The organism is Enterococcus sp. AZ040 (assembly GCF_050499185.1).
In the GTDB taxonomy this organism is placed as follows: Bacteria; Bacillota; Bacilli; order Lactobacillales; family Enterococcaceae; genus Enterococcus_D; species Enterococcus_D entomosocium.
The window spans coordinates 905,972-931,732 of the sequence record NZ_JBMHEW010000001.1; the positions used below are offsets into that span (position 1 = coordinate 905,972).

Annotated in this window: 21 protein-coding genes and 2 pseudogenes; 20 read left to right on the forward strand and 3 right to left on the reverse strand. The window is 42.9% G+C overall.

The features are described 5' to 3' along the window. The first annotated feature begins 20 nt into the window (after positions 1-20). Both IGK63_RS04095 and IGK63_RS04100 read left to right on the forward strand, forming a co-directional pair. Positions 21-944 (forward strand): carbohydrate ABC transporter permease, encoded by a 924-nt coding sequence (locus IGK63_RS04095; protein ID WP_016613811.1) that lies wholly within the window; start codon positions 21-23, stop codon positions 942-944. A gap of 211 nt (positions 945-1,155) precedes the next feature. Beyond that, positions 1,156-2,169 carry a LacI family DNA-binding transcriptional regulator gene (locus tag IGK63_RS04100; RefSeq protein ID WP_034872458.1) on the forward strand — a complete coding sequence of 338 codons (1,014 nt, stop codon included), beginning with the start codon at positions 1,156-1,158 and terminating at the stop codon, positions 2,167-2,169. Between the two features lie 150 nt (positions 2,170-2,319). Here the strand turns inward: IGK63_RS04100 and IGK63_RS04105 are convergent, their stop codons facing one another. Next, positions 2,320-2,925 (reverse strand): TetR/AcrR family transcriptional regulator, encoded by a 606-nt coding sequence (locus IGK63_RS04105; RefSeq protein WP_005237309.1) that lies wholly within the window; start codon positions 2,923-2,925, stop codon positions 2,320-2,322. 174 nt (positions 2,926-3,099) lie between these two features. Here IGK63_RS04105 and IGK63_RS04110 point away from each other — a divergent pair, with 174 nt between their 5' ends. Beyond that, entirely contained in the window at positions 3,100-7,326 is a 4,227-nt protein-coding gene (locus tag IGK63_RS04110; RefSeq protein WP_016613812.1) for a 2-hydroxyacyl-CoA dehydratase, read from the forward strand. 199 nt (positions 7,327-7,525) lie between these two features. Continuing rightward, positions 7,526-8,233, forward strand: a complete 708-nt coding sequence (locus IGK63_RS04115; RefSeq protein ID WP_005228765.1) for a GntR family transcriptional regulator — start codon at positions 7,526-7,528, stop codon at positions 8,231-8,233. A 200-nt stretch (positions 8,234-8,433) separates the two neighbouring features. On the opposite strand, the gene IGK63_RS04120 is transcribed toward IGK63_RS04115, so the two are convergent. Next, on the reverse strand, positions 8,434-9,075 hold the full coding sequence (locus IGK63_RS04120) for a YigZ family protein (RefSeq protein ID WP_016613813.1): 642 nt from the start codon (positions 9,073-9,075) through the stop codon (positions 8,434-8,436). A 110-nt stretch (positions 9,076-9,185) separates the two neighbouring features. Between IGK63_RS04120 and IGK63_RS04125 the strand changes: the two genes are divergently transcribed. From IGK63_RS04125 to cls, 16 genes and pseudogenes are all read left to right on the forward strand, one after another. Further along, positions 9,186-9,479, forward strand: coding sequence for a DUF7662 domain-containing protein (locus tag IGK63_RS04125; RefSeq protein WP_005237305.1), 294 nt, complete (start codon positions 9,186-9,188; stop codon positions 9,477-9,479). 72 nt (positions 9,480-9,551) lie between these two features. Then, the gene (locus IGK63_RS04130) at positions 9,552-9,872 is read left to right on the forward strand and encodes a PTS sugar transporter subunit IIB (protein ID WP_005228768.1); all 321 of its coding nucleotides are present in this window, start codon (positions 9,552-9,554) and stop codon (positions 9,870-9,872) included. A gap of 106 nt (positions 9,873-9,978) precedes the next feature. After that, on the forward strand, positions 9,979-11,289 hold the full coding sequence (locus tag IGK63_RS04135; RefSeq protein ID WP_016613815.1) for a DEAD/DEAH box helicase: 1,311 nt from the start codon (positions 9,979-9,981) through the stop codon (positions 11,287-11,289). Next, entirely contained in the window at positions 11,279-11,962 is a 684-nt protein-coding gene (locus tag IGK63_RS04140; RefSeq protein ID WP_034872461.1) for a ComF family protein, read from the forward strand. Before IGK63_RS04135 ends, IGK63_RS04140 begins: the two co-directional genes overlap by 11 nt. A 137-nt stretch (positions 11,963-12,099) precedes the next feature. Further along, on the forward strand, positions 12,100-12,657 hold the full coding sequence (gene hpf, locus IGK63_RS04145; protein WP_005237301.1) for a ribosome hibernation-promoting factor, HPF/YfiA family: 558 nt from the start codon (positions 12,100-12,102) through the stop codon (positions 12,655-12,657). Between the two features lie 186 nt (positions 12,658-12,843). Further along, complete coding sequence (locus IGK63_RS04150) at positions 12,844-13,791, forward strand: LacI family DNA-binding transcriptional regulator (protein WP_429972444.1); 948 nt, start codon at positions 12,844-12,846, stop codon at positions 13,789-13,791. 156 nt (positions 13,792-13,947) lie between these two features. Beyond that, a complete protein-coding gene (locus IGK63_RS04155; protein WP_005237299.1) occupies positions 13,948-15,213 on the forward strand; it encodes an extracellular solute-binding protein in 1,266 nt (421 codons plus the stop codon). Positions 15,214-15,373: 160 nt separating this feature from the next. Next, positions 15,374-16,663 (forward strand): carbohydrate ABC transporter permease, encoded by a 1,290-nt coding sequence (locus tag IGK63_RS04160; protein WP_005237298.1) that lies wholly within the window; start codon positions 15,374-15,376, stop codon positions 16,661-16,663. 2 nt (positions 16,664-16,665) lie between these two features. Then, positions 16,666-17,499, forward strand: coding sequence for a sugar ABC transporter permease (locus IGK63_RS04165; RefSeq protein ID WP_005237297.1), 834 nt, complete (start codon positions 16,666-16,668; stop codon positions 17,497-17,499). Positions 17,500-17,509: 10 nt separating this feature from the next. After that, positions 17,510-18,325, forward strand: a complete 816-nt coding sequence (locus IGK63_RS04170) for a hypothetical protein (protein ID WP_016613819.1) — start codon at positions 17,510-17,512, stop codon at positions 18,323-18,325. Between the two features lie 247 nt (positions 18,326-18,572). Continuing rightward, positions 18,573-20,957, forward strand: a pseudogene (gene secA / locus IGK63_RS04175) (preprotein translocase subunit SecA); the annotation flags it as partial. 45 nt (positions 20,958-21,002) lie between these two features. After that, a pseudogene (locus tag IGK63_RS04180) lies at positions 21,003-21,077 on the forward strand (SEC-C metal-binding domain-containing protein); the annotation flags it as partial. 88 nt (positions 21,078-21,165) lie between these two features. Then, positions 21,166-22,273, forward strand: a protein-coding gene (prfB, locus tag IGK63_RS04185; protein WP_101495161.1) for a peptide chain release factor 2 whose coding sequence is annotated in 2 segments (ribosomal slippage) — positions 21,166-21,237 and positions 21,239-22,273 — 1,107 coding nt in all. Because the reading frame shifts where the segments join, the coding sequence is not laid out codon by codon here. Between the two features lie 112 nt (positions 22,274-22,385). After that, positions 22,386-23,072 carry a cell division ATP-binding protein FtsE gene (gene ftsE, locus IGK63_RS04190; protein ID WP_005237293.1) on the forward strand — a complete coding sequence of 229 codons (687 nt, stop codon included), beginning with the start codon at positions 22,386-22,388 and terminating at the stop codon, positions 23,070-23,072. Next, entirely contained in the window at positions 23,065-23,949 is an 885-nt protein-coding gene (gene ftsX, locus IGK63_RS04195) for a permease-like cell division protein FtsX (RefSeq protein WP_005237292.1), read from the forward strand. Before ftsE ends, ftsX begins: the two co-directional genes overlap by 8 nt. Before the next feature lie 123 nt (positions 23,950-24,072). After that, positions 24,073-25,518, forward strand: a complete 1,446-nt coding sequence (gene cls, locus IGK63_RS04200; protein ID WP_005237291.1) for a cardiolipin synthase — start codon at positions 24,073-24,075, stop codon at positions 25,516-25,518. Between the two features lie 62 nt (positions 25,519-25,580). On the opposite strand, the gene IGK63_RS04205 is transcribed toward cls, so the two are convergent. Further along, positions 25,581-25,700 (reverse strand): DUF4044 domain-containing protein, encoded by a 120-nt coding sequence (locus IGK63_RS04205; RefSeq protein WP_005237290.1) that lies wholly within the window; start codon positions 25,698-25,700, stop codon positions 25,581-25,583. Positions 25,701-25,761 lie beyond the last annotated feature (61 nt).

Consider the following 25,761-nt stretch of genomic DNA (forward strand, 5'->3'; position numbering starts at 1 on the left):
GAAGAGGAAATACCCATAGAATGAAAAAACTGTTACTGGGAACCAATTTTACAAACGGCTTATTAGGAAAAATCGTCATTTATGCAATCTTGATCGTGCTTAGTTTTGTCTTTATCTTCCCGCTGATCAATATGATAACTGTAGGATTGATGTCAAATTTAGATTTGGCTGATCACTCGATCGAATGGATTCCTTCAGAATTTTATCTAGAAAATTTTCGGCTTACGTGGCGGGCGTTACGTTTGCCAGGGAGCTATTTCACTACGGTACTTGTTGCAGGAGTATCGACCGTTTGTCTGATGCTTTCTTCTGCTTTGATTGCATACGGGTTAGCCCGTTTTCAAGTACCTGGAAAATTTCTGATCTTTTCATTGTTGCTTTTTACGTATCTTGCGCCGAAGGTGTTGTTTTTTATTCCTCGCTATCAACTCTTTACGACGTTAGGATTAAGCGGAAATATGGGGGCGCTGATTTTTCCAGCTCTTATGGGTCAAGGAGAACAAGCCGCTTTATTCATTTTGATCTTTTATCAGTTTTTCAAAATGATCCCAACTGCATTAGAAGAAGCAGCCTTTTTGGATGGAGCGGGTGCCTTTAAAACCTTTTATAAGATCGCCTTACCGATGGTGAGACCTGCATTTGTGATTGTGGGGATCTATGCGTTTGCGTTGTACTGGAATGAAACCTTGTTGACTTCTTTCTATTTAGAAGGAAACATTCAAACAACTCCAATGTTACTCAATTCATTGGAAAGTCAATTTAACAATGTCGTCAACAATACCTCGAATCTAGGTGATCCAGGAGTCAATCCCAATCTTAGTTATACAGAGGCGGTAGCCTATTCGGGAACGATTCTGAGTATTTTTCCATTGATCTTCTTCTATGTTTTTGTTCAGAAATGGTTTGTTGAAAGTATCGACAAGTCTGGGATCACGGGTGAATAAGCAGGTATCTTAGAACCAATTTCCATCGTTTTCCTCCGATTAACGATAGCTAGAAGTCGTTTTTACTTCTTCTAACTATCGTTTTTTTCTCAATATTTGTTAGAATGGAAGAGACACTTGGCTGAAATTGTCGGCCAAGTATGGAAGGAACAAGCCTTTTTCTATTCGATCGAAAGAAAAGGCAATGAAAGCAGATAAAAGGAGTTTTGATATGGCGGCAACTATCAAAGATATTGCTCGAGAAACAGGCGTTTCAATTGCCACTGTGTCGAGAGTGCTGAATAATATTGGCGGATATAGCAAAGAAGTTGAAGAACGTGTTCTTTCGGCAGTCAAAAAGTTAGGATACCGTAAGAATGAAACTGCTATCAGTCTTGTAACGAAAACGACAAAGACGGTGGGGATCATTATGCCGAACTCCGACACCTCTTTTTATGTAAAAATCATCGAGGGGATTGAAGAAGAAGCACACGCTAGAGGGTTTAGTGTGATCGTGACTCATGCAGGTGTTGGTGGAGAAGGGTTTCAGAAAAGTTTAGATCTTATGGCTGAACGTCGAGTCGATGGTATTATTGTGTTTTCCATTTTTTTGTCTAAATACGATTTAGCACCGATCGAAAGCTTGAATATCCCGATTGTTCTAGTTTCTAGTACTGATACAAACAAAAAAATTCCTTCGATAAAAGTGGATGACTATTTGGCATCTTTTACCGCTGTTGATTATCTGATCAAACAGGGGCACTACAATATTGGCTTGGCAGGATTAAGCTATGATGATGAAAATACGAGTGTGCCTAGGATCAAAGGGTATGTCGACGCCCTAGAGAAGAATCAGATTCCCGTAAATAAACAATTTATTGATTATGGCTACTTTAGTTTTCAATCTGGAAGACGTGCAATGAGCGGGTATTTGGAGAGGAAAGAACCGATTACAGCTGTGTTTTGTGCGAGTGATGAAACAGCACTAGGGATTATCTCTATTTGTTATGAAAACAAGATCGTCGTCCCCGATGATCTTTCGGTAGTCGGTTATGATAATTCTCGGATTGCCGCAATGGTCAGTCCACCGCTGACCACCATTTCCCAGCCTTTTCATGAGATGGGGAAACGCGCTTGTTTAAAGCTGCTTGACTGTATTCTTAACGGGAAAAAAATCACCTCAGAAATCATTCCTTTCGAATTGATTGAACGCAAATCTGTCAAAAAGAACGTAAATAATCGGTAAGAAACCCGTCCATGTGATCAAGCGATCTGGACGGGTTTTTCCATGATTCTAGAAAAAAATAAACGGTTAAACGTTGTTAAAATGAATGCTCTTCGCAAAAAGGGAGCGACCCCCTTCTCTTTGGGCAAACCAGTAAAGTGGGTTTGGCAGCTATTCCTCAATCTCAATCCCCAAGACAGTCAGGTGGCCGTTTGCCACCAGTTTGATGACAAGTTTTGCTAGATGGTCGGGTGTCATCGTTGTTTCTGCCGTTAGCCACCAATGCAAGGTACCAACAAATATCGAGGTCATATAGTCAATGATGAAGTCTAAGGGCACTTCAATGTCTCCTTCGGTGATTCTCAACGTTGAAAAGATCTCTTGGTAACGTTCAGTCAAAATCAGGCCCAACTTTTTACGGATGATCTCAATGGCAGAGGCATCCATGATCGTCAAATAAAAGGAACGATTGTTTTGAATGTGTAAAAAAAGTTCGGTCATGGCCGCTTCGATTTTGCGGATTTTGATGCGATTGCCTTGAACAAAATCTTCAAAATCAAGAATCGCGGTAAATGATTCGACAGCCAAGTCAAATATCTTTTCATACAAGTCTTGTTTGTCTTTGTAATGGGCATAAAAGGTTGCACGGTTGATCATGGCTTCATCGGCGATATTTTGGACAGTCACTTGCTCGAAGCCTTTTTCTTCCACTAAGCGGATAAAAGCTTCAATAATGTACTTATTGGTTCGTTTGACACGTAAATCCAATTTTTTCATATTGTGAATTTCCTTTCAAAATAAACAACAAAAAACGGGTAATTGTTGTTTATCCCACACCTTCCTTAGAATTGTTTGTTGAATTATCAATCAAAAGAATTACAATGAACATAAGTATTATAACAAACGGCTTGTTAGATAATCAACAAAGTGTTGTTTAGATGGAGGCAACAAATGAAAAAATATAAAGCGGGCATCGATGTCGGGTCGACAACAGTCAAGATGGTTCTGTTAGATGAAGGCAATCAAACGTGTTTTTCAAGATATGAACGACACTATGCAGACATCCAGAAGGCAGCGGAAAAAATCATTAGAGAAGCGCAAGAAGTGATCGAAGATCAGCAGCTGGCGCTGGCGATTACCGGATCGGGTGGGATGGGTCTGGCGGAAGTTTTGCGGATCCCATTTGTCCAAGAGGTCATCGCTTGTACCAAAACAGTTGAGACAGTGATTCCCGAAACCGATGTGGCTATCGAGTTAGGCGGCGAAGATGCGAAGATCACCTTTTTTGAAGGGGCATTGGAGCAGCGAATGAACGGCAGTTGTGCCGGTGGAACGGGTGCGTTTATTGATCAGATGGCGGTTTTATTGAAAACGGATGCCAATGGGGTCAATGAACTAGCCAAAGATTATCAAACCCTTTATCCGATTGCCTCACGCTGCGGGGTCTTTGCCAAAACCGATGTGCAGCCGCTGATCAATGAAGGAGCGGCAAAAGCGGACATTGCGGCGAGTATTTTTCAAGCGGTGGTCAATCAAACGATTGCTGGCTTAGCTGCTGGTCGTAAAATCAAAGGCAAGGTAGCCTTCTTAGGCGGTCCACTGACGTTTATGTCGGAACTGCGTCAACGATTTATCGATACGTTGAACCTGCAAGAAGCAGATATCATTTTTCCCGAGAACCCAGAACTGTTTGTAGCGATGGGGGCCGCACTGTATGCAGAAGAAGAGCAACAGCTTTCCGTGCTATTGGCCCGCTTAGCCAACGGAGAAGATGGCAAACTCGCGCCAACTGATACATTAGCCCCATTGTTTAAAGACGAGGAGGAATTGACTGCTTTTCGTGCTCGCCATGCTCAAGCGGTGGCCACAGAAAAAGCGTTGTCTGAGCATACAGGCGCTACATATCTAGGCATCGATGCAGGATCAACCACAACGAAAGTGGTTTTGATCAATGATGCAGGGGAATTATTGTTTTCTTTTTATGGCAATAATGAAGGCGAACCGTTAGCGACAACGATGGCGGTTTTACAAGAGCTTTATCGTCAGATGCCTTCTGACGTTTACATCGCAAAGTCAACGATCACAGGTTACGGCGAGCATTTGATCAAACATGCACTGAAAGTCGATATCGGTGAAGTGGAAACGATGGCCCATTACAAAGCTGCCGAACATTTCCAGCCGGGGGTTGATTTTATCCTAGATATTGGTGGGCAAGACATGAAGGCGATGACGGTCAAAGATGGCGCGTTATCTTCGATTCAATTGAATGAAGCCTGTTCCTCAGGATGCGGCTCCTTCATTGAGACTTTTGCCAAATCTATGAATCAGGATGTCAAAGAATTTGCGTTGGCAGCGACAAAAGCCCAAGCACCGGTTGACCTTGGTTCGCGTTGTACCGTCTTTATGAACTCAAAAGTGAAACAGGTCCAAAAAGAAGGGGCTTCTGTTGGCGACATTTCAGCCGGCTTGTCTTACTCGGTCATAAAAAATGCCATCTATAAAGTGATCAAGGTTCGGCGACCTGAAGACCTCGGCGAGAAAATCGTCTGCCAAGGAGGGACTTTCTATAACGAAGCGGTTCTGCGCGCTTTTGAATTGATCAGCGGCCGTGAAGTCGTTCGACCATCGATCGCCGGTTTGATGGGGGCATATGGTGCCGCTTTGATCGCTTTAGAAGAAGCAGCCCTTGACGATGTTAGTACATTGTTGTCTCCTGCAGAAATGGCCGATTTCCAAGCAGAAAAAGAATTTACGAATTGCGGTCTATGCGAAAACAATTGCTTGTTGACGGTGACCCTCTTTTCTGACGGTCGAAAATTTATTACCGGAAATCGCTGCGAACGTGGTGCGCGAATCAAAATCAAGAAAGAAGACCGCAAAGTCAATCTTGTGGATGAAAAATATCGCCGCTTGTTTAAGTACCGTTCCTTGCGTAAAAAAGAGGCCGTCCATGGTGAAATCGGCCTACCAAGAGTATTGAATCTTTATGAAAATTATCCGCTTTGGCATACCTTTTTCACCAAGTTAGGGTTTCGAGTAACCTTGTCGCCACGTTCCAACAAAGAACTATATGAGCAAGGGATCGAAACGATTCCTAGTGATACGGTTTGTTACCCAGCCAAACTAGCCCATGGACACATCCAAGCACTGATTGATCAAAACGTACCGTTGATATTTTATCCAGGGGTCATTTTTGAGCGATTAGAGAACACTGCCGCTGAGAATCATTTTAACTGTCCGATTGTGCAAAGCTATCCAGAAGTGATTCGTAACAACGTCGATGCGATTCGTGAAGGGGCGGTTGACTACCGCTGTCCGTTTTTGAATTTGGCGGATGAAGCCTCAATGGTCAAAACTTTAACGAGTACTTTTCAAGATTTTGGTTTTGTAGAAGAAGAAATTGCCCAAGCCCTACGCAGCGGTTTCGAGGAGCTGGACCAGTTCAAGGCAGATATTGCGCAACGGGGAGAAGAAACGCTACGTATGCTGATGACGACCAATCAAAAAGGGATCGTTTTATCTGGAAGACCGTATCATTTGGACCCTGAAATCAACCATGGGATTGCAGAAGTCATTACCCAAGAAGGCTTCCATGTATTGACCGAGGATAGTATTGCTCATTTAGCAAATGTCGGCGATCTGCGGGTTGTGGATCAATGGGTCTATCATTCGCGATTGTATGCGGCAGCTCGAGTGGTCGCGAAAAACAAACAATTAGAACTGGTTCAATTAAACTCATTCGGTTGCGGGATCGACGCAGTCACTACTGATCAAGTCGAAGAGATTATGGCGCAGTATGGGAAGTTATATACGGTGTTGAAAATCGATGAGGGAGCGAACCTTGGGGCAATTCGGATTCGGTTGCGTTCCTTGAAAGCAGCAGTCAACGAACGGGACAAACAGCACTTTGTACCTAAAAAGCAATACGAGGAACCGGCAAAGATCATTTTTACCAAAGAGATGCGCAAGCAGCACACGCTCTTATTGCCGATGTTGAGTCCCATCCATCAAAGCGGGTTAGTCGATGTTGCTTTGCAAGCTTCTGGGTATCAAGTGGTCTGTCTACCTAGTGAAGATCGTGAGGCGGTTAATGTCGGTTTACGCTTTGTCAATAATGATGCGTGCTATCCGGCGATCATTTCCATTGGACAGCTAGTAGAAGCATTGCAAAGCGGAAAATATGATGTTGAAAATACCAGTGTTTTGATGACTCAGACGGGCGGCGGATGTCGTGCAACGAACTATATTCCTTTGTTACGTAAAGCACTGAACGATGCAGGATTTCCACAAGTGCCGGTGGTATCTATTTCGATGGGCAACACCGGGGTTGAATCAAATCCGGGCTTTCGCTTTACCTTACCGATGATGAAGCGTTTGGCGGTGGCATTTTTATACGGAGATCTCTTTGAACGGGTCGTTTATCGCACCCGTCCGTATGAGCAAGAAGCAGGGGCTGTCGATCGGCTCCATCAAGAATGGCTGGAAAAAATTGCCAAAAACGTTCGTAATGGCTCCTTCAGTCTGTTTAATCGAAATATGAAAAAAATCATTCAAGCCTTTGATCAAGTGCCGATAAGAGATATCAAGAAGCCGCGTGTCGGTGTCGTGGGAGAGATTTTAGTGAAGTATTCACCGACTGCCAATAACGATGTCGTTCGCCTGTTAGAAGCAGAAGGAGCGGAAGCGGTCGTACCAGATATTGTCGGCTTCATGAATTATTCCCTCTACAATCAGATTTGGCGCTACGAGCATTTGGGGATGGCGAAGAAAAGTAAAATGATCGCTGATTTTGCGATCATGGCGATTGAAAGGCTCCAAAAACCGATGGATAAAGCACTGAGGGCGTCAACGCGTTTTGATGGTATCCATTCGATCCATCAGCTTGCGGAGCAAGCGAGCGAGATTGTTTCCATTGGTAATCATACGGGAGAAGGCTGGTTCTTGACCGGTGAGATGATTGATCTATTGGAAAATAATGTCAACAATATCATTTGTCTGCAACCATTTGGCTGTCTGCCCAATCATGTGGTAGGAAAAGGTGTTATGAAAGAATTACGTCGTCAATACCCGCAGGCGAACATTGCGGCCATTGATTATGATCCAGGTGTCTCAATCGTCAATCAATTGAATCGTATCCGATTGTTGATGGCCACTGCCAATAAAGCGTTGGCTGAATAAATTCTCAAGCCAGCGACCGAACCAATTTAAAAGAAAAGCGACTGCTCTTGTTTGGACATTTTGTGATAACTTCTTTCTTCTGCCTATAAAATGGGGAAAGAATTCGCACAAATTGAGAAAAACAGAGCAGTTTTTGCTTTTTTTATTAGCTATTTAGGTATATACCAGTTATAATAGGAGGGGAACGGAGGAATGTGTAGTGGTGGAAAAATTACCTGTTTATATCCAAATTCATGATCAAATTAAAGCCAATATTGAAAACAATACATACAAAATCGGGGATCGTCTGCCCTCAGAGCGCGAGTTGTCGAAACAATTCGGCGTGAGTCGCATGACGTTGCGACAAGCGATCCAAACCTTAGCAGATGAGGGGATTCTTGAGCGTAAAATCGGTTCCGGCACTTATGTGGCTCGCCAAAAAGTACAAGAGAAAATGACGGGCACGACGAGTTTTACCGAAATCATGAATTCTCTTGGTCGTAAGCCTTCCAGCAAAGCGGTCGCTTATTTCTTGACGGCACCTAGCTCCAGTGAGATGGAAAAGCTGCAATTAGAAGGTCACGAAACGATTTTACGGATGGAGCGGATTCGGTATGCGGATGATGTGCCGATCTGTTTTGAAGTAGCGAGTATCCCTGAAAAGTTTATTCATGACTTTAGCAAGGAGGAGATCATCTCTTCCCTCTATAAAGTGTTGGAAGAAAAAGGACAGCGGAAAATTGGCGGCGCTTCGCAAACGATCTCAGCTATGGTCGCTTCCGAGCAAATTGCTGATTACTTACAAATCAAACGCGGCGATGCGATTTTACGTATGCGGCAAATCACTTCATTTGAAGATGGTCAACCATTTGAATACGTGCGCACCCAATATGTTGGTAATCGTTTTGAATTTTATATGGAAAAATAACCTGTCTATTCCAATTGGCAACAAAAAGACCAAAAAAGCCGAAAGGACCCTACGAGCGTTTCAGCTGTTGCGTAGCGTCGCTGGTTGCATGACCGTTTCGGCTTTTCAAATATTTGGGCTTCCTGCATTGGTTGTAGCAAACTTGGCAGCGTCCTCCTTGAGGAAAAGAGCACACACTGGAAGGTCTTTAGTAAGCTGGCTTACTCTGTTGACTGCTCGATCAAGCGTTCTACATATTCGGTAGTCCCTCTGGTCAATTGCACTTGACCTTGTAGCAAATCGATCAGAGCGGCTTCTTGGTCGGCAAGTACTGCTTCAGGAATCATTAAGGTGACAACGATTTTCTCCGTATAAGCAATATCTTTTATATAGATATTCTGCAGTTCTAAGTAGTTTTGGAGCTTGCCTAAAAGGGGATACTCGATGGTCAAGGCAAGTTCTTGATGCAAAATACCCTCGACGATTCCTACCTCTTTGATTCCAGCAGAGGCCGAACTTGAATAAGCGCGAATCAATCCACCAGCACCCAGTTTCGTTCCACCGAAGTAGCGGGTAACAACGGCGATCACATTGATCAGTTCGTTTTTCTTTAACACTTCTAAAATCGGTACCCCAGCGGTGCCGCTCGGTTCACCATCATCACTGCTGCGCTGGATCTCATGATTTTCACCTAATACATAGGCGCTGCAATGATGATTTGCCTTCCAATGCTCTTTCTTGAGGGCTTGAATAAACGCTTTGGCTTCGTCTTCTGATTGAATTCGTTTTAATGAACAGAGGAAACGCGATTTTTTGATTTCTATTTCTGTTTCTCCGTCTTGTCGAATCGTTCGATAAGTCACGCGCACGATCGCCTCCTTTATGTTTCTAGTATAGGCAATCGGAAGGAAAGTTACAAATAGAAGAAAGAAACAGGTACGAACATAGACTCTACAAAGAGGAGGCAGTTGCTTTGGGTAGACGCAAAAAGTACGATACGATCACTCACTATTTAAAAAACAACGGTGGTTCGCAAATCACCTTAACGTTTACGCAGTTTGATGAATTTCTTTTCCCAGCATCCGGTTTGCCCAAAAGTGCCCGCACCAGTAGCGATTGGTGGGCGAATGATTACCGACATCCAGAAAATGGGGCTTATGCGTGGCTGAATGCCGGCTACGAGGTAGTCCTAGTCAATTTAAAAAAAGAGTACGTCGTTTTTAATCGTTTAGTAAAATCAAACTGGTTGCTGGATAGAAAGCGTTGACAAATTTCAAACTTGTTCTATACTAGAGATAGGAAATGTTATCTTATTATTAAAATTCAAGGAGTGTTCGATATGGCGAAAAAAACAATTATGTTAGTTTGTTCTGCAGGGATGAGTACAAGCTTATTAGTAACAAAAATGCAAAAAGCAGCTGAAGCAAAAGGATTAGAAGCAGATATTTTTGCAGTTTCCGCATCAGAAGCAGATCAACATTTAGAAAGCAAAGACGTAAACGTTTTACTATTAGGACCACAAGTTCGTTTCATGAAAGGGGATTTCGAGAAACGTCTAGCGCCAAAAGGAATTCCATTAGAAGTAATCAACATGGCAGATTACGGCATGATGAACGGCGAAAAAGTCTTAGATCAAGCTTTGACATTGATCGGCGAATAAGCAAGACCTGCTGTTGAAGCAAACAAGAAACCTGTAATCGGTTCAAGTACTTTTCAAAAAGTACTTGAACCGATTTTTTTGCGTACTTAAAACTGAGGTGTATGTTATGACCAATCAAAAAGGAAGACAATTTTTTGTTTTAGATGAAACAATGAGTGTAGGAAAAACTTTTGATTCTCGACCGGCAATGCTCGAGCAGGGGAAGAGAATCGTTTGTCAGCGTTGCGGTTCTTCCCACCACAAGCCGTCGGTTCTATTGCCGATAGGCTGCTATTACTGTCCAACTTGTATTCGCTATGGTCGGATCACATCAGATGGCCAACTCGTAATTCAACAAACGGATCTTGCAGCCTTTGATCACAAGATCGTTTGGCCAGGAGTGTTGACTTCGTTTCAGCAAAAAATTTCTCAGCAACTAGTGGCAAATTGTCGACAAAAGAAATCGTCTCTTGTTTGGTCAGTCACGGGTTCAGGGAAGACCGAGATGATCTTTGAAACGATCCGCCACATACGGCAAGAAGGTGGTCGTGTGGCGATCGTCTCGCCACGGATCGATGTCTGCCGTGAACTGTTCCCCCGGATTCAACAAGCGTTCCCACAAGAGGAAAGCCTGCTCCTTTATGGGAAATCAGAAGAACCTTATCGTTATACAACGATCCTTATTGCCACCACTCATCAGCTACTGCATTTTTATCGCAGCTTTCAACTGATCGTGGTGGATGAGATAGATGCATTTCCCTACGAGGGCGATGCGCAGCTGCGTTACGGATTATACAATGCCTTGGCAGAAAACGGGTGTCTGATCTATTTAAGTGCGACGCCTTCAAAACGATTGTTGCAAGAAATTCATTCGGAATTTGCAGTGTTAAAAATGCCTCTACGGTTTCATCAGCGTCCGCTGATCGTTCCGAAACCTATTCATTATAGCCGCTGGGCGCAGGCTTATCGCAAAAAACGTTGGCTGCGACCATTGCTACAGCACTTGCAGCGGTTGGTTAAAAAAAACTTTGTCTTGGTATTTTGTCCAAGTATTCAGCTGATGAAGGAAATGGAAGGGGCAGTCCGCAGGCAAGAAGCATCATGGCTCCTCACTAGTGTTTCTTCACAAGATGAAAAACGGAGGGAAAAAGTCCAATCGGCACGTAGCCAAGTGTACAAGGTGTTGTTTACAACGATGATTTTAGAACGAGGTGTAACGTTTGAAAATGTCTCAGTGGTGGTACTGGGAGCCAATCACCCGGTCTTTACAAAATCGGCGTTAGTACAAATCGCTGGCCGTGTCGATCGCAAAGGTGCGTTTACAGAAGGGGAAGTCATTTTTTTCTACGACCAAATGACAGAAGCAATCCGTCAAGCAATCAAAGAAATCAATGAGATGAACCAATTAGCAAGGAGCTGGTTGACCGATGGAGTGTAGTTGGTGCCAAATATTTTTTTCAAGAGAGGTAACGATCATTGAGCTGTTGGCTCCTTGGCGCATCCCCGAAAAAGAATTATGTCCACAATGCGCTCAGCGATTTACAGTGATCAATTGGCAAAGCTGCTGCCCAACATGTGGCAAAAAGGATACCATTTCCTGCAGTGACTGTCTCTTTTGGGCGAAAACCTGTCCCATGATCCATTTGCAGCATCGGGCACTGTTCGCTTACGATCAAGGGATGAAGGAGTGGATTCACGAATACAAATTAATGGGAAACTATCAGTTGCGAGAGACCTTTGCTGCTGCCATCAGACAAAAGATCAACAACTTTGATTACGATTGTTTGATACCCATCCCGCTATCGGCAGAACGTTACCAGGAGCGAGGGTTTAATCAAGTGACCGCTGTGCTAGACGCAGGCGGAGTTAAGTCGAAAGAATGGCTGGATAAAGTGGTTGATACCGCACCACAAGCTCAACGTTCTCGCAAGCAACGATTAGAGGAGGTGCAACCTTTTGCGGTGAAGCCAGAGGCAACGGTTGAAATAAAAAACAAGAAACTGTTGTTGATCGATGATGTTTACACTACCGGTAGAACGTTATATCACGCAGCTGAAGCATTGCAGACCTTTGGCCCCCAGTCGATTCGATCCTTTTCCTTTGCCCGTTGAATCGTTATTTTGAAAACGCTTAAAGAAATTTGTTCGATTTACTAGGCAAATGAGCAAGAGTTCGATATAATAGAGTTAAGAAGAAGAAAAGAGTGGTCCTTTTCCTTCTTTACTGGTAGACGAAAGGGGTAATTTTTATGTTTAGATATAATGTGCGCGGCGAAAATATCGAGGTAACAGAAGCGATCCGTGATTACGTCGAGAAAAAAGTAGGTAAATTAGAACGTTATTTTAACGATGTGCCGGAAGCAACAGCACATGTTAATTTGAAAGTTTATACTGAAAAAACAGCAAAAGTAGAAGTAACGATTCCTTTACCATTCTTAGTTCTGCGTGCGGAAGAAACCTCACCTGATCTATATGCTAGTATCGATTTGGTTGTTGACAAATTGGAACGCCAAATCCGCAAATTTAAAACAAAAATCAACCGCAAATCTCGCGAGACAGCATTGGTTCCGCCAACAGATGGTGATTTGTTCACAACTGAAGCAAACGATGAAGAAAACAATGGTTCTGAATTAGACATCGTACGTACAAAACGTTTGTCTTTAAAACCAATGGACAGTGAAGAAGCTGTTTTACAAATGAACATGCTTGGACACAACTTCTTTATCTTTGAAGATGCGGAAACGAATGGAACGAGCATTGTGTATCGTCGAAAAGATGGCAAATACGGGTTGATCGAAACCGATTAACAAGTGTTGATACCTTTTTCTCGACACCCCAAAAAATAGTCTTTTTTGACAGAGTAGCTGAGAAGTTACTCTGTTTTTTTATACTCATTAAATTGGCTGGAAATATTTTTATATAGAGAGTGCCTTGGTTCTTCTTTTGGTTTATTATGTTATACTATAGATGAAATAATACAAGGAGAGTGAATCATGACTACGCTAGCAGATGTTGCTAAAAAAGCAAATGTTTCCGCAATGACCGTTTCTCGAGTGATCAATCATCCGGACAAAGTAACTGAAGAGTTAAAGCAGCTGGTTCATCAAGCGATGCTTGAATTGGATTATCAGCCGAATATTGCTGCCAAATCATTAGTTTCCAAGCGTTCCCATATCATCAAAGTGTATATTTTAGAGGAGATGGATACGACGGAACCTTACTATATGAACTTATTGGTTGGGATCGCTCGTTCTATTGGTAAAGCACACTATTCTTTGCAGCTAGTTACGACTGACGGGGTGGATCGTGGTCCAGCAGATGGCTGCATCATTACGGGCTTTCGCCAGGCTGACATGGACTGGATAAGAAATTTAAGAAAGCCTGTGGTGTTATTTGGCGAAAATGAAGCTGGGTTCAGTTTTGTTGACAGTGACAACTACCAAGGAATCGTTTCTGCATGCAAACATGCTATCGACACCGGCTATCAACAATTGGTCTATATTGGTTTAGAGTTGAAAGAAGCGTTTACGAAAAGCCGAGAAAAAGGGTACATAGATACAGTCACAAAAGCGGGAATATCACCAAAAATCTATCGTTTTGACAACCGATCTTCCGCCGCCCGCAAGTTTATCCAATCGCAGAATGAGCATTTAATGAAAAACACTTGTTTTATCTGTGCCACAGATCGTTTAGCGTTAGGCATCAATCAAGGCTTACAGTCGATCGGAGTGGAGGTGCCAGATGATTTTGGGATCATCGGCTACGATGGCGTATTCCTTGATCAGGTAAGTTCGCCAAAATTGACAACGATGAAGCAAGCCATTGTGGAAATGGGGGAAGTTTGCGGCGAATTATTGATCCAAAAAATCGAACATAATGATACGAGCCAGCGACAACAGCGCTTTTTACCTCAACTCGTGGTTCGTGAATCCACAAAATGAAAAATTAAGCAAATGGTTGCGCAATTTCTTTTCGATTCCTCGACATCTTAATTTAAAGGCTTTTTCTATTTTTGTTATCGCTAACATTTAGAAAAGGTTTGCCATTTTAAGAAACCGGTTGCATAATGGAGTTACAAATTGCAGGAGGTAAACAGGATGAAAGTGAATTGGAAAAAGGCAGCTCTAGGATTAGTTTCAGGAAGTGCGTTGTTAGCGCTTGCGGCGTGTGGCGGCAACGGTGGTAGTACCGATGGTAGTAATGCAGATGCAGGTTCAGGTAGCGATGAAAAAACGCTCACGGTCTCTGTAGGCGCAGACTATATTGATTATATCAATGAAGTGAAATCTGACTTTGAATCTGAAAATGATGTTACCATCAACGTTGTAGAAATGGATATGTTCGATCAAATGGATGCGCTTCAACTAGACGGTCCTGCTGGGAAAGGTCCAGATGTTACGATGTCTCCTTACGATCGTGTAGGTCAAGTAGGCTCGCAAGGGCATTTGGCAGAAATGACTTTGCCAGATGATGGACGGTACAGCGATACAGACAAGCAACAAGTGACGATCGATGATAAAATCTATGGCGCACCAGCAATGATTGAAGCAGTTGTCATGTTCTATAACAAAGATTTGATCGATGAAGCGCCAGCAACTTTTTCTGATTTAGAAGAGCTAGCAAAAGATGATCGTTTTGCAGAAGGCGATGACAATGTTGGTTTCTTAGCTCGTTGGACAGACTTTTATTATACGTATGGTCTATTAGCTGGTTATGGTGGTTATGTCTTTGGGGATGAAGGGACAGATCCATCTGATTTAGGGATCAACAATGAAGGTTCTGTTGAAGCAATCACGTACGCAACTGATTGGTTCCAAAATGTCTGGCCGCAAGGAATGCTGGATGTATCAGCCAACGAAAACTTGATGTTAGATTACTTTAACCAAGGCAAAACAGCAGCCATCATTTACGGACCATGGGGCGTGAACGGCTTTGAAGAAGCAGGGATTAACTATGGCGTAGCGAAAATCCCAACGCTGAGCAATGGCAATGATTATGAAACGTTTGGTGGTGGAAAAGCATGGGTTGTTTCCAACTACTCACAAAACAAAGACGTTTCTCAACAATTTGTCGAATATTTAACAAACGAAGCTAATCAAGAGAAATTGTATGAAATGCGTCATGATATTCCAGCAAACATTATGGCTCAAGAAACAGTTGCTGCTTCTGATGATCCAGTAGCAAAAGCAGTGATCGAGCAATACAGTGTTTCACAACCAATGCCAAATATCCCTGAAATGTCTGAGGTTTGGGTAGGGGCTGAAAACATGCTGTTTGATGCAGGTTCAGGCAATATGACTCCTCAAGAAGCAGCGGATAATGCTGCCAAAACAATCGAAGAAGCGATTGAGCAGAAATATTAATAAATAGCCGATTACGGTCTGTCATTCATGTCGACGATTCTATAGAGGATGTTTGTCAAAAGGATTCCTTGCAACGTAGCACGCAAGAAATTGCTTGATGAGATTGATTTCTATGGATCGTCGGCCGCTTGGCAGACTTTCGATTTTAAGGAGGATACATATGAGGACGAATTCAAAAGCCACGCAGACAGCGCTTCTTTCAATCATCCCTGGGGTGGGACAATTCAAAAATGGTCAGAAATTTAAAGCGGGACTCTTTTTTGCGGTCTTTCTAATTTTTCTAGGCGAAATGCTTTTGTTCGGTGGACAAGCATTATATAACTTTGTCACACTGGGATCAGTACCGATGGAACACAATTCTTTGTTCTTGTTGATCGAAGGAACGCTACAGGTCATCGTTACCGTTATTTTCATTATCTTTTGGGTTTTAAATATCAAAGATGCCTATCAAGTTCGCCAAAGTATTGAAAAAGGGTTCCCGGTGGCAGTTACGAGAAAAGAGTTTTTCAATAAATTGTATGAGGATGGTTTCGCTTATCTATTGACGATCCCAGCCTATCTGGTGATGATCGTAGCAATTATTTTTCCGGTAATGGTGACACTCTTCATGGCGTTTACCAACTATGATTTTCGACATATTCCGCCAGCAAACTTAATCGACTGGATCGGTTTTTCGAATTTTACGAATATCTTCACCTTAAGTTCTTACCGCGACACCTTTGTAAAAGTGTTTAGTTGGACGGTGATTTGGACCGTTTTAGCAACTACTTTGCAAATTACCTTAGGAATACTGACAGCAGTTGTTGCCAATCAAAAATTTGTGAAGTTCCGTCGGGTCTTCGGGGTGATTTTCTTGCTTCCTTGGGCGGTGCCAGCGTTCATCACGATCATGAGTTTTTCGAACATGTTTAATGATACCGCTGGAGCGATCAATACGCAGGTGATCCCGCTATTGAACAATTTGCCTTTTGTTGATATTGGCAATATTGCTTGGAAAACCGACCCGTTTTGGACAAAGACCGCGATTATTTTGATTCAAGGTTGGTTAGGGTTTCCATATATTTATGTTATGGTCTCAGGGATTTTACAATCCATTTCTGAAGATTTGTATGAAGCAGCCAAAATGGATGGAGCAAATGCGATTCAGCGTTTTCGCAATATTACGTTACCGGCGATCTTTTTGGTGGCAGCACCAACCTTCGTTACGCAATATACAGGGAACTTTAATAACTTCTCCATGATCTATCTCTTTAACGAAGGTGGTCCAGGAAGTTTAGGTGGAAATGCCGGTTCGACGGATATTTTGATTTCATGGATCTACAAATTGACGACGGGCGGCTCGCCACAATACTCGATTGCTTCTGCATTGACCTTGATCATTTCCTTTGTGGTGATTTCCATTTCATTACTGGTGTTTAAAAAGACGAATGCATTTAATATGGAGGATTGAGGATGAAAAAGAAAAAGTTTTCTTTCAGCAAATTATTTACCTACTTGTTTATGATCGCTTTATCGATCGTTATCATCTATCCCTTGTTGATTACCGCAACCTCAGCCTTCAAGGCAGGGAATATGATCGCCTTTCGCTTGGATTTTGATGCGGATTGGACATTGAACAACTTTCGACGATTGTTCAATGAAACCCCCTATTTGACATGGTATAAAAACACCTTGATCGTGGCTGTTTCCACGATGGTGATCCAAGTAATGATCGTAACACTGGCAGGGTATACTTACAGTCGTTATCGCTTTGCCGGTCGTAAGAGCAGTTTGATGGTGTTCTTGATCGTTCAGATGGTGCCAACGATGTCGGCGTTGACCGCTTTTTATGTCATGGGCTTATTAGCAAACGGTCTAGATAGTTTCTGGTTCTTGACACTGATCTATATCGGTGGTGGGATTCCCATGAATACTTGGCTGATGAAAGGGTACTTTGATACGGTACCGATCGACTTGGATGAATCAGCAAAACTTGACGGTGCAGGGCATTTCCGCATCTTTTGGCAAATCGTTTTGCCCCTCGTAAAACCAATGGTTGCCGTCCAAGCATTGTGGGCCTTTATGGGGCCATTCGGCGAATTCTTGCTGGCGCGGTTCTTGCTTCGCTCACAAGAGCGTTTGACCGTCGCAGTCGGGCTGCAGACCTTTATCAACGATGCCCGTAATCAACGGGTCGCACTCTTTGCGGCTGGGGCGATTTTGATCGCCGTACCGATTGCTGCACTGTTTTTCTTCTTACAAAAATACTTTGTTTCAGGTTTGACCTCGGGCGGAACAAAAGGATAGGAATGATAGGATGTCTGAACAACGATTTCCCTTAACATACTTTGGGGCCATATTTTCTCCAACAAAAGTCTATGCATGGCGTAAAAAATTAAATCGCTGGCAGCAAGTGTTTGTCTATATTTTCTTGATGTCCTTGCTGATGATCCCGCTGACCTTGATGATCAGCAAGCAAACGGATCAAGCCTTTGCAGCATTTTTCCCCCATGCAAAAACACTCATGACTGCTGAAACAGCAGCCGAATACAGTGAACTGCAGCTGGAAGATGGCAAACTTTTAACGGATGAGTCACAAGTCTTTTCGCAAACAGAAGCGGGCATTATAGGTGTTGCGCTTTCAGAAGCGGACCTTTCAAGAGCAAAATATGCCATCAATTTTCGTGAAACAGACTGGACCATCAAAGAGGAAATCGATGGACAAACCTATCATTATGAGATGCGTTACACGGCGGAAATGATGCCTGATCAAGTGCATGATGCGGCTTCGTTTCAGAAAGTGATCGAAGACGGCTTTTATCGCAACAACGAGACGGCGATTTTCTTCAGCCAGACGATCACGGTGGCATTTTTATTGGTGGCAATGAATAGTATCCTCGTCATGGGCGCAGCGTTTTTCCTCTGGCTGACGAAAAAGTCGCGACTGTCGACGATCAGCAGTTTCAAAGAAAGTACCAACGTGATTTTGAATGCACTGGGGGCAGGCTCTCTGGTGGCGATGTTGGCAGGATTTATTGGCGCGGACATCATCTTGATGATTGGGATCCAATCTTTAGGCATGCTGCTGATGCTCTTCTTAGCTTTCATAAAAACCCGTTTTAAAACGGCCTAATTTGCAAATATTCGCAACAAGTCATTTGGACGTGCGCTGGACTTTGGGCACCGATCGATGGCTTGTTGCGTATTTTTTCCCTTCGTTTCTTTAAAATCTGTGAAAAAAGGTTAAGAATCCGTTTATCACGCAAGATTGATGCGATAGTTCTATCGAAAAATATTTCATTTATGGTGAACTAGTGCTAAAATAGTTAGGAGAGTTTCCAGCTAGGATAATGCAGAAGTAAAAGGAGAATTATTAAGGTATGGCCAATTTTTTTAGAAAATTAATCGAAAACGACAAAAAAGAATTAAAACGTCTTGACCATATTGCGAATCAAGTTGAATCACATGCGGATGAAATGGCCGCTTTATCTGATGAACAATTACGCGGGAAAACCGATGAATTTCGTCGTCGTTTCCAAGAGGGAGAGACTTTGGATAAATTATTACCTGAAGCCTTTGCAGTAGTACGTGAAGCTGCAAAACGCGTTTTGGGCCTTTATCCTTACCACGTCCAATTAATGGGTGGGATCGTCTTGCATGATGGGAATATCCCAGAGATGCGTACGGGTGAAGGGAAAACCTTGACGGCGACATTACCTGTTTATTTGAATGCTTTGAGCGGTCAAGGTGTCCACGTCGTAACTGTCAATGAATACTTGGCAACTCGTGACTCGACTGAGATGGGGGAGCTGTACAACTTTTTAGGATTGACAGTCGGTTTGAACATCAACTCAAAATCAGCAGAAGAAAAACGTGCGGCGTATGCTTGTGACATCACTTATAGTACAAACAATGAATTAGGGTTTGACTATTTGCGGGACAACATGGTGGTTTATCGTCATCAAATGGTACAACGTCCATTAAACTATGCCATTGTCGATGAAGTCGATTCGATCTTGATCGATGAAGCGAGAACGCCATTGATCATTTCAGGACAAGCAGAAAAATCGACCGCGCTATACAATCGGGTCGACAATTTCGTCAAACGCTTGACGGAAGAAGAAGACTACAAAATCGATATTCAATCAAAAACGATCGGCTTGACAGAACGTGGGATCGAAAAAGCGGAGGAGACCTTCGGCTTAGAAAACTTGTATGATATCGAAAACACCGCATTGACCCATCACTTGGACCAAGCGTTGCGGGCGAATTACATCATGATTCGTGACATTGATTACGTGGTGCAAGATGGCAAAGTAATGATTGTTGACCAATTTACAGGTCGGATCATGGATGGCCGCCGCTATTCTGACGGGCTGCATCAAGCGATCGAAGCAAAAGAAAGTGTCGAGATCGAAGATGAAACCAAAACGATGGCGACGATCACATTCCAGAACTATTTCCGGATGTACAAAAAACTGTCTGGGATGACCGGTACTGCGAAAACGGAAGAAGAAGAGTTTAGAGAAATCTATAACATGCAAGTCATTCAGATTCCTACGAACAAACCGATCTTACGGGATGATCGTGCGGACTTGCTTTATCCAACACTTACCAGCAAATTCCAAGCAGTCGTTCAAGACATCAAAGAGCGTCACCGCAAAGGGCAACCAGTCCTTGTAGGGACGGTCGCTGTTGAGACTTCTGAATTACTATCATCAATGCTTGATCGGGAGAAAGTTCCTCATGAAGTATTGAATGCCAAGAATCACTTTAAAGAAGCGGAAATCATTTTGAATGCTGGGCAAAAAGGTGCTGTAACGATCGCGACCAATATGGCTGGTCGGGGAACGGATATCAAGTTGGGTCTTGGTGTTGCAGAACTAGGCGGATTGGCAGTTATTGGTACCGAGCGTCACGAATCACGACGGATCGACAACCAGTTGCGGGGACGTGCGGGACGTCAAGGAGATCCAGGGATGTCGCAATTTTACCTGTCGCTAGAAGATGATTTAATGAAACGTTTTGGTTCTGAACGAATCAAAGTGTTCTTAGATCGGATGAAAATCGATGAAGGCGATGCCGTGATCCAAAGCAAGATGCTTTCAAAACAAGTAGAATCTGCCCAAAGACGAGTGGAAGGGAATAACTACGATACCCGGAAAAACGTCTTGCAATACGATGACGTAATGCGAGAACAGCGGGAAGTTATTTACGGACAACGTCAAGAAGTAATCATGGAAGAAACGGATCTTTCACCACAATTAATGAATATGGTGAAACGTTCCATCAGCCGTGTCGTTGACAGTCATACGCAATTAGAAGAAAGCAATTGGAATTATGAAGGAATCGTTGATTTTGCTGCCAATGCACTTGTTCATGAAGATACCATCAGTATTGAAGACATCAAGGGCAAATCAGCTCAAGAGATTAAAGATTATCTAAACCAACGGGCAGAAGAAGTCTTTGAACAAAAGAAAACACAACTTAATAGTCCAGAACAATTACTGGAATTTGAAAAAGTAGTGATTTTACGAGTCGTTGATACGAAGTGGACCGACCACATCGATGCCATGGATCAATTGCGCCAATCGGTTGGGTTACGGGCTTATGGACAAAACAATCCGTTAGTTGAATACCAAACAGAAGGATTCAATATGTTTGAAAACATGGTTGGAGCCATCGAGTATGAAGTAACTCGTCTGTTTATGAAGGCAGAAATCCGCCAAAACGTTCAACGGGAACAAGTAGCCCAAGGAGAAGCACAAGGGGTAGAAGAAGCACCGGCTGCCCAAGCGCCAAGTTTCAAAAACGTGGGCCGCAATGATCCTTGTCCTTGCGGAAGCGGGAAAAAATTCAAGAATTGCCACGGGAAAAATATGTAACAAGTTTTGAAAAAGGTGAGAGTAGGCTGGCAGACGTTTTTGTCCAGTCTACTTTCGTTTGTAAGAAAAAAAGAAAGAAGGAATTTTAATGGAAATCGCAGATATTCGGAATCAATTGACCCAGATGAATGAAAAAATAATCAGTTTTAGGGGGTCTCTTTGACTTAGATCAGTTAGAAGAGGACATTGCGGAAGCGGAACACCAAATGGCAGATCCTACCTTTTGGGATGATTCAGAAAAAGCTCAACAAGTCATTAACGCCAACAATGCCAACAAAGAGACTTACGATCAATTCAATCAGCTAGCAGAAGAATTGGAAGAACTCGAAGTGATGTTGGAAATGATTCAAGAAGAAGCCGATCCGGAAATGGAAGCAGAACTTGATGCGCGAATCGGTAAGTTAAATGAGAAAATGGCTTCTTATGAATTGTCGATGTTGTTAGATGAACCCTATGATCGAAACAATGCCATCATCGAGCTGCACCCGGGAGCAGGCGGTACCGAGTCGCAAGACTGGGGCAGCATGCTGTTACGGATGTATACTCGTTTTTGTGAACAACATGGGTATCAGGTGGAAACTTTGGACTATCAAGCCGGTGATGAAGCGGGGATCAAAAGTGTCACATTACTTGTGAAAGGCCACAACGCCTATGGCTATTTGAAGTCGGAAAAAGGCGTGCATCGCTTGGTCCGTATTTCACCTTTTGATTCTGCTAAGAGACGGCATACGTCATTTTGCTCGGTGGATGTGATGCCAGAATTAGATGGGGCGATCGATGTGGAGATCAACTCAGATGATTTGAAGATCGATACGTACCGCGCAAGCGGCGCTGGTGGACAGCACATCAACAAAACCGAATCTGCTGTGCGGATCACTCACATTCCAACAGGTACAGTGGTCGCTAGCCAAGCCCAGCGTTCACAGCTGAAAAACCGTGAGCAAGCGATGGGGATGTTGAAAGCTAAGCTGTATCAATTAGAAGTCGAAAAGAAAGAACAAGAAGCAGCAGCCTTGCGAGGCGAGCAATTAGAGATCGGCTGGGGCTCGCAAATTCGTTCTTATGTCTTCCATCCCTATTCAATGGTCAAAGATCACCGAACGAATTTCGAAACTGGGAATGTACAGGCAGTCATGGATGGCGATTTGGACGGCTTTATCGATGCCTATTTGAAGCTGAAACTGAATCAAAAATAACCTGGTATGACTTAAACAGATTGAAACACAATTGTAATCTGTTGCAAGCAAGGTGAAATATATTCATGCTATAATAAGCCAGAATGAAAATTTGAGATGGAGAGATAGCTGTATGATAGAAATGAAAGATATAATGAAAAAGTACTCTAATGGTACGACTGCTATCCGTAACCTTTCGATTTCAATTGATCAAGGGGAGTTTGTCTATGTCGTTGGACCATCCGGCGCCGGAAAATCAACCTTTATCAAATTGATGTATCGAGAAGAAAGAGCAACAAAAGGCGTTTTGAATGTCGCAGGATATGATTTGGTCGGCATGAAAAACCGTGAGATCCCTTTGATGCGCCGGGAAATCGGCGTGGTCTTCCAAGACTACAAACTTTTACCGCGGAAAACGGTCTTTGAAAATGTTGCTTATGCAATGCAAGTTATCGGACGCAAACCCCGTGATATCAAAAAACGGGTGATGGAAGTTTTGGATTTGGTCGGACTGAAACATAAAGTTCGGGTCTTTCCAAGTGAACTTTCCGGTGGGGAACAACAACGGGTGTCGATCGCTCGTGCCATCGTAAATACACCGAAGGTATTGATTGCGGATGAACCAACCGGAAATCTAGATCCTGAAAACTCATGGGAAATCATGAAATTGCTTGATCGAATCAATGCACAAGGAACAACGGTCGTTATGGCGACCCATAATAGTACGATCGTAAATACGATTCGTCATCGCGTGATCGCGATTGAGAATGGCCGCATTATTCGCGACCAAGCGGAAGGAGAATATGGTTACGATGATTAGAACATTTTTCCGTCATCTCCTGGAGAGTATTAAAAGTTTAAAGCGTAACGGCTGGATGACTATCGCGTCATTGAGTGCCGTGACGATCACATTAACATTAGTCGGTATTTTTCTAGGTGTAATCTTAAATGCAACAAAACTAGCCGAAGATATTCGTGAGAATGTGGACGTGTCGGTTTTCGTTGATATTGGTACAGAACAAGAAGACATGGATGCTTTAGAACAGGCCTTAAATGATCTGCCGAACGTTTCAGAAGTGACATTTTCTAGTCGAGACGAAGAATTGCAGAAGATCCAGGATGCCATGGGGGATTCATGGAACTTGTTCGAAGGCGACAGTAATCCACTGTATAACGTATTTGTTGTAAGTGCCACAGATCCAGAGTATACGACAGAGATCGCAGAACAAGCTGGGGATTTGCCGAATGTCTTTAAAGCCGATTACGGTGGAGATTCTTCTGACCGAATCTTTGAATTGTCTGCGGCTGTGCGGACTTGGGGCTTAGCTGCTGCTGTCTTACTGATTTTTGTGGCAATGTTCCTAATCTCTAATACGATTCGGATCACGATTTTGTCCCGTCAAAGAGAAATTCAAATCATGCGTCTGGTTGGGGCGAAAAACGGCTACATTCGTTGGCCGTTCTTCCTTGAAGGAGGCTGGATCGGACTCTTAGGATCAATTGTCCCAATTGCGTTGATGTACTTCGGGTATCATCAAGTTTATGCAATGGTCAATCCATCCTTGCTACGTTCAAATTACAGCTTAATTGCACCAAATATGTTTCTAATACAAGTGTGCGGTGTGATGGCACTGATTGGTATCGTGATTGGTTCGCTTGGTTCCGTCTTATCAATGCGCCGATTTTTAAAATTCTAAACGTATGTTTTATTAAAGTCGATCGTCAGATCGGCTTTTTTTGTTTCATCACAGTGTTTCTTTACTTTAGGTACTATTTTTTGATATGCTTTAGTAGCGGGAAATCGGGGAAGAGGTGGAAAAATGGTTGTAATGGATAATTTGGTAACCATTTTATTTATAGTTAATATTTTGTTATCAATCATTATCATTTTCAGAGAGAGACGTCAGACTGCTCAGACATGGGCCTGGCTTTTGGTCTTGATGTTCATCCCAATCGTTGGTTTTGTGCTTTACTTTTTCTTTGGTAGAGGAATTTCCAAGGAAAAGATTTTCGATATGCGCTCACAAGCAAAGATTGGTCTAAACGTTGAATTAGAAGAACAAAAACAAGCGCTCGCGCGTCATTTGTTTCCGCATCCGCCGACTGCTCAAGTAGAGGTCCAGCAGTTAGTCTATCTGTTGACGGTCTTTGGTCAATCCCTCTATACGACAGCCAATAGCATGACACTTTATACCGATGGGCGGCAGAAATTTGATGCCTTGATCGCGGATATCGAACAGGCAAAAAATCACATTCATATGGAATATTATATTTATCGCAGTGATGCATTGGGAAATGAGGTCAAAGAAGCATTGGTACGAGCCGCAAAGCGAGGCGTAAAAGTAAGAGTCTTGTTAGATGCTTGGGGCAGTACCCAGGTATCATTGAAGTTTTTTGATGAATTGCGTCTGCATGGCGGGCAAATTGCCTTTTTCTTTCCTTTGTTCGTTCCTTATGTCAATCCGCGAATCAATTATCGGAATCATCGTAAAATCGTGGTGATTGATGGTGAGATTGGTTATACAGGCGGTTTTAATGTGGGAGATGAATATCTAGGACAAGTGGAAAAATTTGGCTATTGGCGAGACAATCACTTGCGAATTGCCGGTTCAGCTGTCTATTCGCTGCAAAATCGGTTTTTGATGGATTGGAATTCACAACATGCCTTGGAGATCAAATATGATCCTTCTTTGTTTCCTGAAATCAAACAAGCGGGGACAGTCGCAGCCCAAGTTATCACTAGTGGTCCTGATACGGAACATGAAGAAATAAAAATGACGTATTTGAAAATGATCAATTTAGCCAAAAAAGAAATTCTAATCCAAACGCCCTACTATATTCCGGATGAAGCTATTCACAATGCCTTAAAGTTGGCACTGCTTTCTGGGGTGAAAGTCCATATCCAAATCCCTAATAAACCGGATCATCCCTTGGTATATTGGGCAACCTATTCCTTTGCGGCTGAGCTGCTTCATTTTGGTGCAATCATTGAAACCTATGAGAAAGGGTTTATGCATGCGAAAACGATGATTATAGATAGTGGACTTGTATCGATTGGTTCAGCAAATATCGATGTTCGATCCTTTCGCTTAGATTTTGAAGTCAATACGATTATCTATGATGCGCAACTTGCGACTCAAACAAAAGAAGCGTTTCTGGCGGATTCGATCGATTCCAAACCGTTAACGATCGAAGCGTATCAACAAAGAAAATTGACGATCAAGATCAAGGAAGGCCTGGCACGTCTTGTGTCACCGTTACTGTAAAAAAATGCCCTTTTCCAAAAGATGGAAGCCATCATTTTGGAAAAGGGCATTTTTTAATAGGATTAACCCATAATACTTGTGTACGCTGCTAAGAAAATCGAGCCGACAGTGAGAATAAGCATGGTCCAGATCACGACTTGCGTGATTTTTGCAAAGGTACTTTTTGGTTTTTTCTCGTTCATTCTAATCCACCTTTTAGAGTTATTCTAGTGACAGTTTACCCTCAATTTCTCAAGAACTCAA